This is a genomic window from Microbacterium sp. NPDC089698 (assembly GCF_044749045.1).
Classification (GTDB): Bacteria; Actinomycetota; Actinomycetes; order Actinomycetales; family Microbacteriaceae; genus Microbacterium.
The window spans coordinates 387,409-405,120 of the sequence record NZ_JBIVHE010000001.1 but is presented as its reverse complement, the minus strand read 5'-3'; the positions used below and the strand labels follow the sequence as shown (position 1 = coordinate 405,120).

The 17,712-nt window shown below is 67.5% G+C and carries 21 protein-coding genes; 12 read left to right on the top strand and 9 right to left on the bottom strand.

The window, feature by feature from the left end; translation table 11 throughout:
- Positions 1 to 16: 16 nt before the first annotated feature.
- Positions 17 to 1,027 (bottom strand): SPFH domain-containing protein, encoded by a 1,011-nt coding sequence (locus tag ACIPY5_RS01910; protein WP_400966024.1) that lies wholly within the window; start codon positions 1,025 to 1,027, stop codon positions 17 to 19.
- A 21-nt stretch (positions 1,028 to 1,048) separates the two neighbouring features.
- On the bottom strand, positions 1,049 to 1,525 hold the full coding sequence (locus tag ACIPY5_RS01905; protein ID WP_309338212.1) for an NfeD family protein: 477 nt from the start codon (positions 1,523 to 1,525) through the stop codon (positions 1,049 to 1,051).
- A 135-nt stretch (positions 1,526 to 1,660) separates the two neighbouring features.
- Between ACIPY5_RS01905 and ACIPY5_RS01900 the strand changes: the two genes are divergently transcribed.
- Positions 1,661 to 2,425: an SDR family oxidoreductase gene (locus ACIPY5_RS01900; protein ID WP_400966020.1), complete on the top strand. Its 765-nt coding sequence runs from the start codon at positions 1,661 to 1,663 to the stop codon at positions 2,423 to 2,425.
- Positions 2,426 to 2,499: 74 nt separating this feature from the next.
- Here ACIPY5_RS01900 and ACIPY5_RS01895 read toward each other — a convergent pair whose 3' ends face one another.
- Positions 2,500 to 3,084: a DUF308 domain-containing protein gene (locus tag ACIPY5_RS01895; protein WP_309338206.1), complete on the bottom strand. Its 585-nt coding sequence runs from the start codon at positions 3,082 to 3,084 to the stop codon at positions 2,500 to 2,502.
- Positions 3,085 to 3,206: 122 nt separating this feature from the next.
- Between ACIPY5_RS01895 and ACIPY5_RS01890 the strand changes: the two genes are divergently transcribed.
- The 10 genes from ACIPY5_RS01890 to ACIPY5_RS01845 all read left to right on the top strand — a co-directional run bounded on the left by ACIPY5_RS01890 (position 3,207) and on the right by ACIPY5_RS01845 (position 12,521).
- On the top strand, positions 3,207 to 3,644 hold the full coding sequence (locus ACIPY5_RS01890; protein WP_400966016.1) for a helix-turn-helix transcriptional regulator: 438 nt from the start codon (positions 3,207 to 3,209) through the stop codon (positions 3,642 to 3,644).
- 10 nt (positions 3,645 to 3,654) lie between these two features.
- Entirely contained in the window at positions 3,655 to 4,065 is a 411-nt protein-coding gene (locus ACIPY5_RS01885) for a VOC family protein (RefSeq protein WP_309338200.1), read from the top strand.
- An 87-nt stretch (positions 4,066 to 4,152) separates the two neighbouring features.
- Entirely contained in the window at positions 4,153 to 6,507 is a 2,355-nt protein-coding gene (locus ACIPY5_RS01880) for an ATP-binding cassette domain-containing protein (protein WP_400966012.1), read from the top strand.
- A 10-nt stretch (positions 6,508 to 6,517) separates the two neighbouring features.
- Positions 6,518 to 7,336: a TrmH family RNA methyltransferase gene (locus ACIPY5_RS01875; RefSeq protein WP_400966010.1), complete on the top strand. Its 819-nt coding sequence runs from the start codon at positions 6,518 to 6,520 to the stop codon at positions 7,334 to 7,336.
- 743 nt (positions 7,337 to 8,079) lie between these two features.
- Entirely contained in the window at positions 8,080 to 8,520 is a 441-nt protein-coding gene (locus ACIPY5_RS01870) for a DUF3806 domain-containing protein (protein WP_400966007.1), read from the top strand.
- A 661-nt stretch (positions 8,521 to 9,181) separates the two neighbouring features.
- Positions 9,182 to 9,415 carry a DUF4190 domain-containing protein gene (locus ACIPY5_RS01865; protein ID WP_400966004.1) on the top strand — a complete coding sequence of 78 codons (234 nt, stop codon included), beginning with the start codon at positions 9,182 to 9,184 and terminating at the stop codon, positions 9,413 to 9,415.
- Positions 9,412 to 9,714 (top strand): hypothetical protein, encoded by a 303-nt coding sequence (locus ACIPY5_RS01860; protein ID WP_400966001.1) that lies wholly within the window; start codon positions 9,412 to 9,414, stop codon positions 9,712 to 9,714. Before ACIPY5_RS01865 ends, ACIPY5_RS01860 begins: the two co-directional genes overlap by 4 nt.
- 83 nt (positions 9,715 to 9,797) lie before the next feature.
- A complete protein-coding gene (locus ACIPY5_RS01855) occupies positions 9,798 to 10,793 on the top strand; it encodes an alpha/beta fold hydrolase (RefSeq protein ID WP_400965998.1) in 996 nt (331 codons plus the stop codon).
- A gap of 178 nt (positions 10,794 to 10,971) precedes the next feature.
- Positions 10,972 to 11,625 carry a GNAT family N-acetyltransferase gene (locus ACIPY5_RS01850; RefSeq protein WP_400965995.1) on the top strand — a complete coding sequence of 218 codons (654 nt, stop codon included), beginning with the start codon at positions 10,972 to 10,974 and terminating at the stop codon, positions 11,623 to 11,625.
- Positions 11,626 to 11,732: 107 nt separating this feature from the next.
- Positions 11,733 to 12,521 carry a hypothetical protein gene (locus ACIPY5_RS01845; protein WP_400965992.1) on the top strand — a complete coding sequence of 263 codons (789 nt, stop codon included), beginning with the start codon at positions 11,733 to 11,735 and terminating at the stop codon, positions 12,519 to 12,521.
- A 124-nt stretch (positions 12,522 to 12,645) separates the two neighbouring features.
- On the opposite strand, the gene proS is transcribed toward ACIPY5_RS01845, so the two are convergent.
- The 6 genes from proS to ACIPY5_RS01815 form a co-directional block, all read right to left on the bottom strand.
- Entirely contained in the window at positions 12,646 to 14,064 is a 1,419-nt protein-coding gene (gene proS / locus ACIPY5_RS01840; protein ID WP_400965989.1) for a proline--tRNA ligase, read from the bottom strand.
- Between the two features lie 32 nt (positions 14,065 to 14,096).
- Positions 14,097 to 14,504, bottom strand: a complete 408-nt coding sequence (locus ACIPY5_RS01835) for a VOC family protein (RefSeq protein ID WP_400965987.1) — start codon at positions 14,502 to 14,504, stop codon at positions 14,097 to 14,099.
- A gap of 122 nt (positions 14,505 to 14,626) precedes the next feature.
- Entirely contained in the window at positions 14,627 to 14,893 is a 267-nt protein-coding gene (locus ACIPY5_RS01830; RefSeq protein ID WP_309341873.1) for a hypothetical protein, read from the bottom strand.
- 86 nt (positions 14,894 to 14,979) lie between these two features.
- Positions 14,980 to 15,909 (bottom strand): aminoglycoside phosphotransferase family protein, encoded by a 930-nt coding sequence (locus ACIPY5_RS01825; RefSeq protein WP_400965983.1) that lies wholly within the window; start codon positions 15,907 to 15,909, stop codon positions 14,980 to 14,982.
- 52 nt (positions 15,910 to 15,961) lie between these two features.
- A complete protein-coding gene (locus ACIPY5_RS01820; protein ID WP_309341869.1) occupies positions 15,962 to 16,321 on the bottom strand; it encodes a hypothetical protein in 360 nt (119 codons plus the stop codon).
- Positions 16,322 to 16,323: 2 nt separating this feature from the next.
- Positions 16,324 to 16,851, bottom strand: coding sequence for a GNAT family N-acetyltransferase (locus tag ACIPY5_RS01815; protein WP_400965979.1), 528 nt, complete (start codon positions 16,849 to 16,851; stop codon positions 16,324 to 16,326).
- A gap of 61 nt (positions 16,852 to 16,912) precedes the next feature.
- Between ACIPY5_RS01815 and ACIPY5_RS01810 the strand changes: the two genes are divergently transcribed.
- Complete coding sequence (locus ACIPY5_RS01810) at positions 16,913 to 17,695, top strand: class I SAM-dependent methyltransferase (RefSeq protein WP_400965976.1); 783 nt, start codon at positions 16,913 to 16,915, stop codon at positions 17,693 to 17,695.
- The last annotated feature ends 17 nt before the right edge of the window (positions 17,696 to 17,712 follow it).

Sequence of the window (17,712 nt, the reverse complement as noted above, 5' to 3'; positions counted from 1 at the left end):
TGGAAGTACGGGTGCGTCACGCGACGCCGTCGGCAGCGGTCGCGGGGGGAACGGCAGCCGCGGATGCGGCTGCGCGCGTGGTCGGCGCAGAGGCGGCCGCAGGCGCCTTCGGGGTGAACGGCGTGGATCCGCCGGATCCCGGCGTGAACGCGCCACCGAAGTTCTTCAGGGCCTCGGTGAACTCGCTCGGGATGATCCAGAGCTTGCTGGATGCGCTCTCGCTGATCTTCGGCAGCATCTGCAGGTACTGGTAGGCGAGCAGCTTGTCGTCCGGCTGGCCCTGGTGGATGGCGTTGAAGACGTTCTGGATCGCCTCCGCCTCACCCTCCGCGCGGAGCACCGCCGCCTGCTTCTCACCCTCGGCGCGGAGGATCTCCGCCTGCCGCTGACCCTCGGCCTCGAGGATCTGCGACTGCTTGGTGCCCTCGGCCGTCAGGATCGCGGCACGACGGTCACGCTCGGCGCGCATCTGCTTCTCCATCGAGTCCTGAATGGAGACAGGCGGGTCGATGGCCTTGAGCTCGACTCGTCCGACGCGGATGCCCCACTTGCCGGTCGCCTCGTCGAGCACGATGCGCAGCTGGCCGTTGATGTTGTCTCGGCTGGTCAGCGCCTCCTCGAGGTTCAGACCGCCGACCACGTTGCGGAGCGTGGTCGTGGTGAGCTGCTCGACGGCGCCGAGGTAGTTCGCGATCTCATAGGTCGCGGCCCGAGCGTCGGTCACCTGGAAGTAGACGACGGTGTCGATCGAGACCACCAGGTTGTCCTCGGTGATCACGGGCTGCGGCGGGAACGAGACGACCTGCTCGCGCATGTCGATGAGCGGGCGCAGGCGGTCGATGAACGGCACGAGCAGGTTCAGACCCGGCATCAGGGTCTTGTGGTACCTGCCGAGCCGCTCGACGACACCGGCGGTCGCCTGCGGGATGATCCTGACCGATCGCGCGATCGTCACCAGCACGAAGATGATGACGGCGATCGCCAGGATCCACCCGATGGCGGTGGGGATGAAGGATGCGCTGTCCATGAAGGGCTGCTCCTGTTTCTCCTAGACGTGGGCGGAACGGACGTAAGCGGTGGCGCCCTCGATGCGCGACACCGTCACGGGGGCACCGGGGGAGAGGGGCGCGATGACGGGCGCATCCGAGGCGAGACGGGCGGTCCACGTCTCGCCGTTGCTGAGCTTGACTTGCCCGGTGAGCGTCGTGACTTCGAGCAGCACGGTGCCATGCAGGCCGAGCAGCGCGTCGACGTTCGACCGGGTCTGGTCCTCGCCGCGGTGCAGGCGCCTCAGCAGCGGAGGTCGCAGCAAGAAGATCAGCAGCACGGCTGCTAGGGCGGCGATGATCACCTGCACCCAGACGGGCCACCCGGTGAGCGTGGACAGCAGGCCCACGGCGGAGCCCAGTCCGAGCATGAGGAACGTCATGTCGAGAGTGAAGATCTCGATGACGAAGAACAAGACCATGAGGACCAGCCAGCCGATCCACGCCCAGTCCTGGAACATCTGCAGGATCGTATCCATACCGCCCCCTCTTTTTGCCAACCTACCATGCGGTTCGCGCCGGGCCACCGCGTCACGCGCCGCGGAATCACGCGGATTGGTAGGGTGATCTGGTCCCACCCGCGCGCCGCGTGCGCACCCTCTCGAGGAGTCCCCGTGTCTCAGATCCTTCCCGCCGAATCACTGACCGGCAAGGTCGCCCTCGTCACCGGATCCTCCCGCGGGATCGGCGCCGACACGATCCGGTACTTCGCCGAAGCCGGCGCCGACGTCGTGATCAACTTCCGCAACAAGGCCCCTCGCGCGGAGAAGCTCGCGAACGAGGTGCGCGCCCTCGGCCGCCGCGCCCTCGTGGTCGGCGCCGACCTGACGGACCCCGCGTCCGTCGCCGAGATGTTCGACGCGGTGAAGGCGGAGTTCGGCGGCCTGGACGTCCTGGTCCTCAACGCCTCCGGCGGCATGGAGTCGAACATGGGCGAGGACTACGCGCTGCGCCTCAACCGCGACGCCCAGGTCAACGTGCTGCAGACAGCGCTGCCGCTGCTGCGCGAGGGCGGCCGCATCGTGTTCGTCACCAGCCACCAGGCGCACTTCATCCGCACCACGCCGACGATGCCGGAGTACGAGCCCGTCGCGCTCTCCAAGCGTGCGGGCGAGGACGCGCTGCGCGAACTGATCCCGTCGATCGAGGAGCAGGGCGTCGAGTTCGTCGTCGTGTCCGGCGACATGATCGAGGGCACCATCACCGCCACCCTGCTGGAGCGGGCGAACCCCGGCGCGATCTCGCAGCGGCGCGAGTCGGCGGGACGCCTCTACAACGTCGCGGAGTTCGCGGCAGAGGTCGCCCAGGCCGCCGTCGAGCCGGTTCCGGCCGACCACACCCGGCTCATCGGCGACGTCAGCGGATTCGTCGCGGAGTAGTCCCCGAAGACATGCGAGAAGCGGCCCGGAGCTCATGGCTCCGGGCCGCTTCTCGCATGCGGGATGCGCTCGGATCAGATTCCGGCGGCGGCAGCCGCGGCCTTCGCGTCCTTGCCGATCGTGATCGCGCGGACGATCTGCGCGATCCCGAGGACGACGAGCGAGATCGCCAGGAACAGCCAGAAGAACGTCACTGCGGCGAGGCCCAGGCTGATCACCGCGATGCCCGCGACGATGCTGAGCAGCGCGTACAGCAGCGTCCAGGTCTTCGAGCCGTCGGTGCCCATGAGCGTGAGCGAAACGACGCCGTCGAAGATCCAGCTCACGCCGATGAAGATCACCGTCACGAGCGCGAAGGCGACCGCGGCGGTCTGGATGTTCGTGAACGCGATCACGCCGGCGACGACGTACAGCACGCCGAGCAGGATGTGACCCAGGCGGGCCCATCCCGACTTCCCGGCGCTGAAGATGCCGAGTCCGACGTACACGACGCCGGCGACGATCAGATAGGCGGCGATGATGCCGGTGAGGACGAACGCGGTCTTGACCGGCCACACCAGCATGACGATGCCCGCGATGAGGGCGATGACGCCGGAGACGGCGAGGAACACTCGAAGCGACTTCACGAGGCTCTTCGCTCCGGCAACTGCTTCGGACATGGGGATGGCCCTTTCTGAGTAATCCCTGGGAGTTGGGGATGCCCTCACTGTACAGCGGCGGCTGTGACCGCGCCCGCAAGGGGGAGCAGCCGTGTCCCTCTCGGCCGTGCGAGGATCGGGGGATGACCTCGGCCGCCGACGACGATCGCCTGCGCGACCTCGCGGCCCTGAGGACGGTACGGGATCGAATCGACCGCGAGTACGCGCAGCCGCTCGACGTCGAGCGGCTGGCGGCAGGCGTGCACATGTCCGCGGGGCATCTCAGCAGGCAGTTCAAGCTCGTGTACGGCGAGCCCCCGTACTCCTATCTGATGACGCGCCGGATCGAACGTGCGATGGCGCTGCTGCGCCGGGGCGACGTCTCGGTGACGGAGGCGTGCTTCGCGGTGGGCTTCCAGTCGCTGGGCACGTTCAGCACCCGTTTCTCGGAGCTCGTGGGCGTCTCGCCGAGCCGGTACCGCGCCGATCCCGGGCTGGGCCCCGGCATCCCGTCGTGGATCGAGAAGCAGGCGACGAGACCGATCAGGAATCGAGAAGCACCGCAGGATCCTCGGGCGTAGCGTGAGCGGCATGGACATCATGATCAACGCCAGCTTCCTTCCGCACACCGACGCGGAGGAGTCGCTCCGCTTCTATCGCGATGTGCTCGGCTGGGAGCTCCGCAAGGACGTCGGCTACCAGCAGATGCGCTGGCTCACGGTCGGGCCGGCGAACCAGCCCGACACCTCCATCGTGCTCACGCCCCCCGCGGTGGATCCCGGCATCAACGACGAGGAGCGGCGCACGATCCTCGAGCTCATGGCGAAGGGCAGCTTCGGCGGCGTCGTCCTCGCCACGGAGAACGTGGACGCCGCGTTCGCCGAGATCGAGGCGCGCGGGGCAGACGTCGTGCAGGAGCCGATCGACCAGCCCTACGGGATCCGCGACTGCGCGTTCCGCGACCCGGCGGGCAACATGATCCGTCTGCAGCAGGTCGCCTGACCGCTCTGCGGTGCCCGGCGCTGCGTCGGCGGGCACCGCTATTCTTTGTCCCGCCCCCTCTACCGCACGATACGGAGCCGCACGCCGATGACCGAGTCGCACATCGCCGACACCCACGATGCGATCCGGGTGCAGGGCGCCCGGGAGAACAACCTCAAAGACGTCTCGATCGAGCTGCCGAAGCGCCGACTGACGGTGTTCACCGGGGTCTCCGGATCCGGCAAGAGCTCGCTCGTGTTCGACACGATCGCGGCCGAATCGCGCCGCATGATCGATGAGACCTACAGCGCCTTCGTGCAGGGCTTCATGCCGTCCGTTCCGCGCCCCGACGTCGACGTGCTCGAGGGACTGACCACGGCGATCCTGGTCGATCAGGAGCGCCTGGGATCGAACCCGCGCTCGACCGTCGGAACCGTGACCGATGCCAACGCGATGCTGCGGATCCTGTTCTCGAAGCTCGGCACGCCGTACATCGGCGGGCCGACCGCATTCTCCTTCAACATCCCCACGCAGAAGGCCAGCGGTGTGATGACGGGGCCTGGCGGTGAGAAGAAGATCGTCAAGGACGCCATCTATCTCGGTGGCATGTGCCCGCGGTGCGAGGGCAGGGGAGCGGTGTCGGATCTGGATCTTTCCCAGATCGTCGATGAGGCGAAGTCCCTGAACGATGGTGCGATCATGGTGCCCGGTTACACCGCCGACGGCTGGATGGTGCGTCAGTTCGCCGAGTCGGGCTTCTACCCGGCCGATAAGCCGGTCTCGGCGTTCACGGAGAAGCAGCGTCAGCTGTTCCTCTACGGAGAGGTCACCAAGGTCAAGATCAACGGGATCAACATCACCTACGAGGGACTGATCCCGAAGATCACCAAGTCCATGCTGTCCAAGGACATCGAGGCCCTGCAGCCGCACATCCGCGCCTTCGTCGAGCGCGTCGCGACGTTCGCGATCTGCCCCGAGTGCGATGGCACCAGGCTGACCGAAGGGGCGCGCTCCTCGAAGATCGAGGGCGTGAGCATCGCGGACGCCTGCCGCATGCAGGTCACGGACCTCGCCGCGTGGGTGCGCGACCTGGATCTTCCCGGCGCGGGGCCCTTGCTCGACGCACTGCGCGCCAACCTCGAGGCCTTCGTCACGCTGGGGCTCGGCTATCTGTCGCTCGAGCGCCCCAGTGGCACGCTGAGCGGGGGAGAGGCGCAGCGGATCAAGATGCTCCGGCACCTGGGGTCCTCGCTCACCGACGTCACGTACGTGTTCGACGAGCCCACGATCGGGTTGCATCCGCACGACATCCAGCGCATGAACGGTCTGCTCGAGCAGCTGCGCGACAAGGGCAACACGGTGCTGGTCGTCGAGCACAAGCCGGAGACCATCGCGATCGCCGACCACGTCGTCGATCTGGGGCCAGGAGCAGGCAGCGCAGGAGGGGAGATCTGCTACGAGGGCACGGTCGAGGGCTTGCGCGCCAGCGGAACCCTCACGGGGCGTCACCTGGACGATCGGGCGGCCCTCAAGACCGAGGTGCGCGAGCGCACCGGCGCGATCGAGGTGCGCGGGGCGACGACCAACAACCTGCAGGACGTCGACGTCGACGTGCCTCTCGGCGTCCTGACCGTCGTCACCGGGGTCGCGGGATCCGGCAAGAGTTCCCTGATCCATGGCTCCGTCGCCAAGGGCGAGGGCGTCGTCTCCATCGACCAGACCGCGATCAAGGGTTCTCGGCGGAGCAACCCGGCCACGTACACCGGACTGCTGGAACCGATCCGCAAGGCATTCGCGAAGGCGAATGGTGTGAAGCCCGCGCTGTTCAGCGCCAACTCCGAGGGCGCCTGCCCGACGTGCAAGGGCGCCGGCGTCATCGTGACGGAGCTCGGCTTCATGGACACTGTCGAGAGCCCCTGCGAGGATTGCGGTGGAAAGCGCTTTCAGGCTGCGGTGCTCGAATACAAGCTCGCGGGCAAGGACATCACCGAGGTGCTCGACATGCCGGTAGCCCAGGCGCACGAGTTCTTCCGCGGGGGAGAGGCGAAGATCCCCGCCGCGGTCGCGATCCTGAGCCGGCTCGAAGATGTCGGGCTCGGCTATCTGTCGCTCGGGCAGCCGTTGTCCACGCTGTCCGGCGGGGAGCGTCAGCGCATCAAGCTCGCCACGCAGATGGCAGACGGCGCCGCGACGTATGTGCTGGACGAGCCGACCACGGGGCTGCACCTCGCCGACGTGCAGAACCTGCTGGGCCTGCTGGACCGGCTCGTCGACGCCGGCAGATCGGTGATCGTGATCGAGCATCATCAGGCGGTCATGGCGCACGCCGATTGGATCATCGACGTCGGGCCCGGTGCGGGCCACGACGGCGGGCGCATCGTCTACCAGGGCACGCCGGCCGACCTGGTCGCGGCGAAGTCCACGGTCACGGGGGAGCACCTCGCCGCCTACGTGGGTGCGTGAGGGGAAGACGATGGCAGACCTTCGGATCTCGACGCGCAATTCGCGGTTCCAACTGCTCGAGGCGCTGACCCGCAATCGCAACCATCGGCTGCGCGAACACCGCTTCGTCGTGCAGGGAGTGCGCCCTATCTCGCAGGCGATCGAGCACGGCTGGACGATCCTCACAGTGATCCATGACGCGGAGCGATCCCTGTCGCCCTGGGCGCGCGAGGTGGTGCAGCAGGCGCCGGAGACGATCGCGATGAGTCCTGCGCTCCTCGCTGAACTCGCGGACAAGGACGAGGGGGCCACCGAGATCATCGCCGTGGTGGCAATGCCAGAGGACGAGCTTTCGCGGATTCCGGTGCCGCACGACTTCCTGGGGATGGTCTTCGACCGTCCGACCCAGCCGGGCAACATCGGATCGATCCTGCGGTCGATGGACGCTCTGGGTGGGCACGGCCTGATCGTCTCCGGACACGCGGCGGATCCCTATGATCCGAAGTCCGTCCGCGCCTCAACGGGCTCGCTGTTCGCGACGCCCGTCATCAGGACGGCCTCAGGTGGTCCGGTATTCGACTGGGTGCACGAGTTGCGCGCCCGGGGGACGCCGCTCACGCTGGTCGCGACGGACGAGCATGGCGACGTCGATGTCTGGGACTACGACTTCACTCAGCCGTCGCTCGTCCTGATCGGCAACGAGACCACCGGGCTGGCCCGCGGTTGGCGCGATGCCGCCGACGTGATGATTCGCGTGCCGATGAGCGGTTCGGCGAGTTCTCTGAACGCCTCGAACGCCGCCACGCTCATGCTCTACGAGGCGGCGAGGCAGCGGGCATCGGCCCGGTGAATGGCAGCAGGCGATAACGAGAGAGCATCCGTTATGTCAGCTTCTCGCGTTGGTCAACCTGCGGGGCGCCACAGGGAAGAGCTACCTTCGAGCGAGGACGCGATCCCATTGCTCGGTCGTGCGAACCGGAGCGCGGTCCAGCGGATGCTCGCGCCGGCGCGGTCGTGTCGGAAACTCGAACAGCTGAGCCGCGTCGGACGCCTCGTGGGCGTTGATGCGGCGTCCACGAGGCGCAGGATCAGTGTGGCGGTGTGATCGCGAGGCGGCAGAGCGTGATCGGCACGGTTTCGAGGGCGCCAGCGGGCCTGGTGTGATATCGCTGATAATCAACATTATGTCAGGTCGTAACGGGCACATCTGCGGAACTTGCAGATGTACTCTCCCCTGATAGCCGGGTTACCGAGTTCTCGAATAGGACGCGGATCAGGACTATTCCGGTCCGTCTGAGTGTGGTTAGTGGCGCTCGGGGTGCATCGCTTGTGCAGGCGCTGAGATGTGCTCTGAACTGGGATTCTCTTCGCGTCTCTTGCAGGTTCTGCATCTTCTCTGCAAGATTTGCACTCGATGGACGGGCTTGGTGGTGAGGTGCTTGGGCGGCTGAGCTGGCTGCCGGTGCCCGACGTGCAGGCGGATCCGGATGCCTTTCTGAGCGAGGTCTTGACCGGGTGGAAGCGTCAGCAGCTTGCGGGCAGGCCTTCAGCTGATTTCCTCATCATCGCCGCACTTCATGCGAGGCTTTGGTCATGGCGCTGTTTTCAAAGCGGAGTAGCAAGAGCTACGGGCCCAAGTTCGAGGAGCCCAACCAGGCAGAGCGTGACTGGATGGCCGGACACCTCCTGTTCGCAGCAGAGATGAACGTCGACGTCGACGACGCCGATCAAGTCGCCTCCTTCTACGAGATGCTGTTGCAGAGCTGGACAGAGTCTCCTCCAGAATCCCGAAGCGATCCCAACATCTCGATCAACATCATCGGGACTGCGTTCGGCGAACACCTCGTCCGCAAGGGGCCGATGCGGTGGGTAATCGCAACCGACCTGCACGGAACCGAACTCGCAGTTCGCGACCAGGACACCGACTTTCTCGTATATCCCGCAAACGCCGTCGCAAAACGCTGGACGAAGGGCGAGTCCGGCGCTTTCATCAGTGTGATGGCGCAGAACATCATCAGCAGAACCAACAGCTAGTTTGTTGCTGGCCGCAAGGCTACGGACGGCCCCGACGCCGGCCAGAGGCCCGACTGGCCCCCTCCCCATTGGACCTGCTCGGCATCCCCGCCTCCACTGCCCGAGGACGCTACCAACGCGCTCGCCAACAGTTGCGCGTCTTGCTCGAACCGCAATCATCCGGAACGCTCGCTCGCGACGACCGACGACCCACCGACAACAGCACTTCGAGCGAATCACTCGCGAGACAGAAAGGATCCGCGCGCTGATCCAGCCGTTGTGCGTCGAATCAGACAGGTCGCAAGTCGACTGCGCGCAGAAGGATCCCCAGCCGCCGAGATGCTCGCGGCGGAGGGTGAAGAGCTGCGCTGCGGATGAGCCGGTTCAAGTTCCGCGAGACTCGGGCCCCGGCCGGGAGACCGTCGCGTAATGAAGCCCAGGCAATGGCGTCTCTCTTGGTGACACCTCGATGCGCGGCACAGACCCCCTGAGGCGCATCGGCGTCGCGGCGCAGGGACGTCCTCTGCCGCGACGAACAGCCCCCCGAGCACTGTGAGCCCATGAATCCGCTTGCCCCTCCCGCCCCGCTGCCCGCGCGCACGATCACGGTGTGACGATGGAGATCCGTCCTCGGACCGCGAGATCTGTGCCCCTCACGGATCCGCCGTTCGCCTCCGCCCGGATGAACACCCTGGCCACCATCTCGGTGATCAGCGGGCTCCTCGGGATCGTGTGCCTGGCCCCCGTGCTCGGATCCGTCGTCGCGCTCATCACCGGGTACACGGCGCGGCGCCAGATCGAGGTGCATCGGGAACGCGGTCGAGAGCGGGCGGGCCGCGGAATCATGCTCGGGTGGGCCGGCCTCGTCGTCGTGATCGCCATCGCCATCATCGTCATCATCGTCAACCGGCCATGACCCACGCCGAGGCACAGCAGAAAGGCACGACCAGAGAGGTCCGCGTGGCGCTTCACCCTCGCGCCCTGGAGCGTTTCCGCGACCGCAGCGGCAAGTCCGTGTCAAGGATCCTGTTCGACGTCGGAATGAAAGCGACGGACTTCCGCACCTGCATCCACGGGGGCTTCACCCTGAACGATGTCGCACGCCTGGCCGACGCGCTGGGCACGACGCCGCGCGAACTCATAACCGCGAGCACAGTGCAGGCCACGGCCGACCAGCTCCGGCGGACTCCTGCAACCCGGGAAGAGGCCCGCTGACGCCACGCGTCGTCGCGGGCGATCTGTCGCGCCTGTTCGTCGGTGCAGTAGCCACCATGTCCGCTGTGGTGTAGGTCTTTCCTATGACGCGCACGGCTCGTCGAACCCGCCTTCACGGCGTTTCGCCGGCGATCGTCGTCGTCGCCCTGCTCGCAGGCTGCGCCGGTGCGCCGACGTCGGTGCCGACCGCGGCCTCCTCTCCCCTGCACGGGACGTTCGCCGGGTCGGTCGCCATCGGGCACAACCGCGTGATCTTCATGGACTGCCGCGGGAGCGGAAGCCCCACGGTGGTGCTGCTGTCCGGCTTCGGAGATCGTGCGGACATCTGGCAGAACCTGTCGACCCCCTCTCCGGATCCCGCTGCGGTGTTCTCGCTGGCCGCGGGGTTGACCCGGGTCTGCGCCTACGACCGTCCCGGCACCTCGAGCGAGGGGTCTGACGGCGTCGAGCGGAGCCGTTCCACTCCCGTGGATCAACCCACCACGGGCGAAGACGGAGCAGCGGACCTTGCCGCACTGCTGAAGGCGAGCGGGTTGCGTGCGCCCTACGTCCTCGTCGGCCATTCGTACGGGGGCGACATCGCCATGCTCTATGCCAGTCGGCATCCTCAGGATGTCGCCGGGCTCGTTCTCGTGGACGCCCTCTCCCCGTACCTCCCGGACGGGCTCACCGCTGAGCAGCTGTCCGTCTACGAGGCGCTCAACACCCCGAAGGGAGCCCCCGCATCCACGGAGCGGGTCGACTGGGCGGCGAACTTCCAGGAGTTGCGGGCCATGCGGCAGTTGCCGGAGCCGATCCCGACAGTCGTGCTCACCGCGGACCGCCCGCAGCTGACGCCGGACGTGCTGGCATCGGGCACATGGCCTCCCGGCGTCGATCAGGCATTCGCGGATGCGCTCTGGTCGGCGCAGACGTCGGCACAAGACAAGCTCGCACAGCTGTACCCCGGCGCCACGCACATCTCAGATACCAAGAGCACGCATTACATCCAGCTGGAGCAGCCTCGACTCGTGGTCGACTCGATCCGTTCCGTTCTGGATCACGCCCGAAACGCGCCGAGCCCGGGCCCGAGCCCCTAAGCCACCAGTCCCCTGCGCGTGCCGGCGCGGCACCGATCGAGTGCAGTCCCTCGGGTCGCTCCTCCGCCGGGCGCACGGATCCACTGGGCCGGGCGTTTATCGGAGCCCGAGGTGTTTCACAGAAGGCACAGGGGCGCTGCCTCAGTCGTCCAGGGCGGGCGTGCCTAGCTTCGGGTCCATGGCAGGCATCGTCCATCGGGATCCGACACACGAGCGCCGCGTGCTGCATCATGCGGGCAGCGAAGGCACATGGATGCGCGCGGTGCGGGATGCGGTTCCTCTGCGTCGCCCGGACTACCTCCGCGGACCCCGTGTGCACAGTCCCCTCATCGCCCGCACCCTGCTGACGCCCCGCCTGTTGCTGCGCCCCTACACGATGGCCGACGCCGCAGACTGGTTCCGGATCCAGTCGTCTCCCGCGATCCGTGAGTTCCTGCCGTGGCCGGCGCGGAACCGTCGTGCCTCCGCGCGTCATCTGCAGCACCGCACCCGCCACACCCGGCTCTGCTATGACGGCGACTTCCTCGCTCTCGCCGTGACGCGCGAAGACTCGGTGATCGGCGATGTCTCGCTGCATCTGCGCGGGACTGATCCGCTCACTTTCGGCGCCGAGATCGGCTGGCTCCTGCTTCCTTCCTGCACAGGAGAGGGCTACGCGACGGAGGCCGCGGCAGCGCTGATCGATGTCGCCTTCCGCGAGCTGGGGGCGAACTGGATCGCAGCGGTGATCCATGAGGACAACCACCCCTCACTGCGTCTGGCGGAGCGGCTCGGGTTCCACTTCGGTGGTCGACTGCCGGATGGCCGGTACCGTCTCGTCCGACTGCGCTGAGAAATCCCTCGAACTCGCGTCACTTCTCGTACGCCGCGCACTCCTTCTCTCTGAGTGCGGTGACATCCCCTGGTCACCGCCGAATCGGGGAGAGAAGGAAGCACCGAATGGAACAGCCCACAGCCGAGCGGATCCTGTCGGACGGCCTGTCGCGTCGCACCGTCGTCAAGAGCGCCGCCTGGTCGGTACCCGTCCTGGTGGCAGCAGCCGCGGTGCCGATGGCATCCGCCTCGACGACGGCCTGCACCAAGACCATCAGCACGGCCACTGCCGCCTACTCACGCGCGAGCGCGACGGCGTCGCAGTTCATCTGGCCGAACCTCTTCGGCGATGGCAAGGATTTCACCTTGACGCTCACGGCCGTGCACGCCCTGTGGACCAATATGGCCATCAACCAGGCGAACAACCTCGTGCTCGACAGCGGCATGAACGGCGGTGAGGCGCAGCCGAGCGTTCATCTCTCGCTCGACACACTGGCTCTCGACAACACGGGTGGCGGCGAGAAGGTGACGTTCGACTTCGCCCTGGGCGGCGTGTCGATGAGCGTCACGAACCTGACCTACAAGATCAAGGACATCGACGGATTCATGGCGCTCGACGGCAAGGGCGGAGCGGAGCGTGTCTTCGTCTCCGCCGGCACCGGCACCTACGACTCCGCCTGGGTGCAGGGCTCGGGCACGGACGCCGATCGGTGGCGGCTGTCGACCGCCGCACCGAATGTGGAAGTCGCCCCGACCAGCAGTGCCGGGAACGTCGCGGTGACGGTGCCCGCCACGAGTTCGTTCGACCTCACCTACGTCGTGAACAACTCGGGTCGTGCGCCCAGCGATCGTCCGAACCAGAACATCTGGCTCGGACCGTTCACCTTCACCGTGTCCGGCTTCTGCAAGCCCTGAACCGGTGCGGGCGACGTCGCTTCGCGGAGAGAATCCGCGGAGCGACGTCGCCGATCCCTGTGTCCGCTGCCCGCCCCTCCCCCGGGACGAGGCTGCGGTCAGCCGCGAGCCGAAGCCGCGTCAGTCAATACGCACGTGCGACCACCGCGACAAGATCCTGCTGAGGCTTCAGCGGGTCGGGCAGCTGCCCGTCGCGCGTCTGCAGGCAGCGCACCGTGACCGCGTCCTTGTTGAGCTCCTTCTCGCCGGCCTCGCCGAGTGCGGCCCAGTCGATCACCGCGAAACCCGTCTGGGCGGCTTCGCGCGCTTCGCCAATCGTCGACACGCGCGTCGTGCGCTCGGCGACACGCCTGCGGGCGTTCGCGAGCATCTCATCCTGCATCCGGTCGAGCATCGGCGGGATCGTGGAAACGAGATCCGACAAGGCAAGCGTGGACTTGCCCGCCGTGTCGCGACGCGCGCAGGTGACCTGAGCGGCGTCCAGGTCGCGCGGACCGACCTCGAGGCGGAGCGGAACCCCTTTGAGCTCCCACTCGGTGGCCCGGCGACCGAACCCGGGGGTGACGCGCGCGTCCAGCTTGGCGCGCACCCCGGCCGCGGCGAGGTCGGTGACGATCCGCCTCGCGGCCTCCACCGTACGGTCGTCGTCCTTCACGGCGATGACGACCACCTGATGCGGCGCGATGCGCGGAGGAATGCGCAGCCCGGAATCATCGCCGTGCGACATGATCAGACCGCCCATCATGCGCGTCGAGGATCCCCATGACGTGGTCCACGTCGTCTGCACCTTGCCGTCGGAGTCGGTGTAGGTGATGTCGAAGGCGGTGGCGAAGTTCTGGCCGAGCTCGTGGCTCGTGGCCATCTGCAGCGCCTTCCCGTCGCCCATCATCGCTTCGCACGTCATCGTGTTGATGGCGCCCGCAAAACGCTCGGACGGACTCTTGAACCCGGGCAGCACAGGGATCGCGAGCACGTTCTCCAGGAAGTCCCGGTACACCTCCAGGTGGATGCGCGTGGCATACGCGGCCGCATCCTCCCGCGTGGCGTGGGCGGTGTGCCCCTCCTGCCAGAGGAACTCGCTGGTGCGCAGGAACAGGCGGGGACGCATCTCCCAGCGCACGACATTCGCCCACTGATTCAGCAGCATCGGCAGATCGCGGTGCGACTGGATCCATTTCGACATCAGCTCGCCGAACACGGTTTCCGACGTGGGGCGCACGACCACCGGTTCGGCGAGTTCCTTGCCTCCTGCGTGAGTGACCACCGCGAGCTCGGGGCTGAAGCCCTCGACGTGCTCCGCCTCACGCTCGAGGTACGACTGCGGGATGAACAGCGGCAGATACACGTTCTCCGCACCCGTCGCCTTGATGCGGGCGTCGACCTCCGACTGCATCCGCTCCCACATCGCGTACGCGTACGGCCGGATGACCATCGTGCCGCGAACTGGTCCGTTGTCGGCGAGCTCGGCCTTCTCGAGCACGTCCTGATACCAGCGCGGGAAGTCGGTTTCGACGGATGCGAGGATCTTCTGTCGTTCTGCCACGAAGCCAGGGTATTGCCCCCACCGCGCGATCATCATCGCCAGGGCATGTGCTGCAGGGTCCAGGTGTTGCCATCCGGATCCGCGAATCCCGCGTAGAGGACGCCGCCGAGGTCCTCGACCGGTCCGACGTCCACGCCGCGTTCGACCAGCTTCGCGCGAGCGGCGGCGATGTCGGAGACGACCAGATGCAGACCGCGGAGCGTTCCGGGCGCCATCGCCGTCCCGGGCATGCCTGCGCTGAGCGTGATCGAGCAGTACGATCCCGGCGGCGTGAGCTGCACGATGCGGACCCCCGCGGAGGGGCTGACATCGACATCGGCGGTGAAGCCGACCTGTTCCGTGTAGAAGGACTTGGCTCGGTCGACGTCGCTGACGGGGACGAGCACGAGCTCGAGCATCAGCGCGTCTGGTGCAACGGCGGGCACGGGATTCTCGGTCATGGTGCGATCGTGCCACAATACTCAACCAATTGGTTGTATATGCGGATCATGGCATGTGTCACGGCTCCATTCGACGCCTGGGGCGCACGCCCCGCGGCCGAGCGCCCTCGGAGCGTGTGGACTCAGGACGCACCGCTGTGGTGACGAGCGGAAGCGTCTCCTGTCCAGGGTGGCGCTCCTTCGACGGTGCCACGACCTCCGCGCCGAACCGCGAGCACCGACGAGATGCCCACCAGCGCGACGACCACTGCCCCGACCCCGACGCCGATCCAGGTGCTCTGGATCACCAGTCCCGTGGCGGCCCCGAGGATCACACCGATCACGACCGCCGTGGCCCACACGGCGAACGCGTAGCCACGGGTGGGCTTGGGGATCGAGGGCTCGCTCATGCCTGAAGGATACGGACTCGCCGTCTGAAGCGCCATGGCTGCTCGTCGCGCGAAACGCGGTGCGGAGGAGTGCGTCCAACGCTCGCTCAGCGAAGCCGGATACCGACTTCCCCGGCGATGGTGGTGACCATCGAGATGAGTCTGGCTGTCCGTTCCGGCATCGTCTGCCGGTAGTCCGCGATCGTGAGCAGCCCGGGGCCGACGAAGGCCCACGCGCGCGCCCGCGCCCAGCTCGCGTCGTCGGCGTCGGCAGCGGCGCGGAGCAGATCGCGCGCGGGGGCGTCGAACATGCCCCAGGCGTACAACAGGTCGACAGAGCGATCGCCCACCCCGAGACCGCCCCAGTCGATCACCCCCGCCAGGTTCCCATCGGAGCGGACGAGCAGGTTCTCGGCGGACAGGTCGGTATGGATCCAGCACGGAGGCGCGGTCGGCGCCGGAACGTCGCGCACGATCCTCCAGGCCAGACGGACCGCTTCGGGATCGAAGAGGTCGGAGAGGCGCGTCGCCGCTTCGTCGGCCCATTCATCGATCGTGTCCGTCACAGGCTCGCCCGCCCGGTATCCCCAGCGCTCGGCGCCGACCGGCTCCGCGGAGGCATCGACGTCGTGCAGACTCCGCAGGAACTGCCCGAGCGATACCGCCAGCTCGGCCTGCTCATCGTTGTCGAGATCGCTGGGGGTCTCCCCCGGCAGCCACGAGACCACGGTCCACGGGCGGGGGAACGCCTCCGAGGCCTCACCCACGAACTCGATGCGGGGAACCGGAACGGAGACGGCGGGACCGAGGGCCGGGAGCCAGAGCACCTCTTTGAGAAGGTCCTCGGCGTAACCGTCCGAACGAGGCAGACGGACGGCCAGGGTGTCGCCGAGGCGGAAGACCCAGTTGCTGCTTCCTGACGCGCTACTGGGGCGGACCGCTCGACCGGAGAGACGCGGAGCCTGTTCCCGAAGAAGCCGGGCGACGAGTTCGGCGTCCGGGGAGCCCTGCTGCGCGGTCGCCGGTTCCTGAGTCACCGTCCCCATACTAGGTCTGCCGACCGACTCCGCTGCGAATCCGCCGACCGCTCTAGGCAGGCCCGCCAGGATGAGCCAGGTCATAGGCGCGCGACAGCTTCTGCGGCACGACCATGCGCCATGCGTCCACGACGAACTCCCGCGCCTCCCCCGGATCCAATGCAGAGAGATCCGAGCGCACCCAGTGGAAGCGCATGTCCGAGGGCGAGGGCAGCTGGAACTTCTCGGGCTGTCCTCCGACGAGCCCTGCGCGAAGCTCTTTCGGGAAGCCGAACTCCATGGTGAGTTCGTCGGAGGAGAAGGCGACGTAGACGAGCTGTCCCACGCGGAACTTGATCCTCCCGCGGACATAGACCTCGTATGAGCGCTCGAGCGTGGATCCGAGAGCCCTCACGTCGTCGATCGTCGCCACGCTCAGTCCCCCGGCTCCCGCACGGTGAGGAGGGACCGGCCGTGTGCGCTCTCCTTCACGATCGTGCCCGTCTCGGCGAAGCCGAGCTTCTCCAGCGCACGCCGTGAGGCGAGGTTCCAGTCCCAGACGCTGGCCCACAGGCGGGGGTAGCCGGCATCCCGCGCCCATGCGATGACGGCTCGGCCGGCCTCCGTGGCATATCCGCGATTGTGCACCGCGCTCAGCAGCTCGAAGGCCAATTCGGGCCGGTCGTCGTCGTCGAACACCACCCCGCAGTATCCGATCACCGCATCGCTCTCGCGCAGAACGACCGTGAGCAACCCGGGCCGAGCGTGCGAGTCCCCTCCGCGAATGCTGTCGGCGATGTCGGCGACCGTCGGATGCCCCTCGGCGTCGATCCTGCGGTGCGGAGGAACCCGCTCATCTCGTTCGGTCCAGAGCTGGTGGAACACCTCCGCGTCCCGCTCCTGCTGCGCCCGGAGGATGAGGCGCTCCGTGGTGAGCGTCGTCGCGCGCGGGTCCTCGGACATGACCTCATCATCCCATCGTGACGCGCGCGGGCGGCGTGGGCGGCGTGTCAGGATCGAAGGCATGAAGGAGCGGCCGAGGACTCAGGACGGCAGCGCGGGAGACGCGGACTACGGCGTCATCGGTGCGACGTACAGCGCCTTCCGCAGGCCCGACCCGAGAATCGCGGCCATCGTGCGGAATGCGCTCAGCGGTGCGCGCACGGTCCTCAACGTGGGCGCCGGCGCCGGGAGCTACGAGCCGGTCGATCGGGATGTGACCGCCGTCGAGCCGTCGGCGAGCATGCGCGCGCAGCGCCCTCCGCACCTGGCCTCGGCGATCGACGCGGTGGCCGAATCGCTTCCCTTCGCCGACGCGACCTTCGATGCCGCCATGACGACGTTCTCCGTGCACCAGTGGAGCGACCTCGCCGGTGGGCTCTCGGAGGTCCGTCGCGTCACGCGCGGGCCCGTCGTGATCCTGACGTGCGATCCGGATCTGCTGGATCGGTTCTGGCTGGCCGACTACGCCCCGGACGTGATCGACACAGAACGCCGCCGGTATCCGTCGATCGCTCGGCTCGCCTCCGAACTCGGCGGCACCATCACGGTCGAGTCGGTGCCGATCCCCTTCGATTGCAGCGACGGCTTCAACGAGGCGTACTACGGCAGGCCCGAGGCGCTGCTCGACGCCGGAGCGCGGGCTGCCTGTTCGGCCTGGAGCTTCGTGGATCCGCCGCGGGCCATGGAGTACGCCGGGCGGCTGCAGCGTGCCCTCGACTCGGGCGAGTGGGACCGTCGGCACGGCGCGCTCCGCGACCAGACGACGTTCGAAGGCTCGCTCGTCCTGGTGCGCGCGCTGCCCTGACTTCCCCGCGGCCGAAC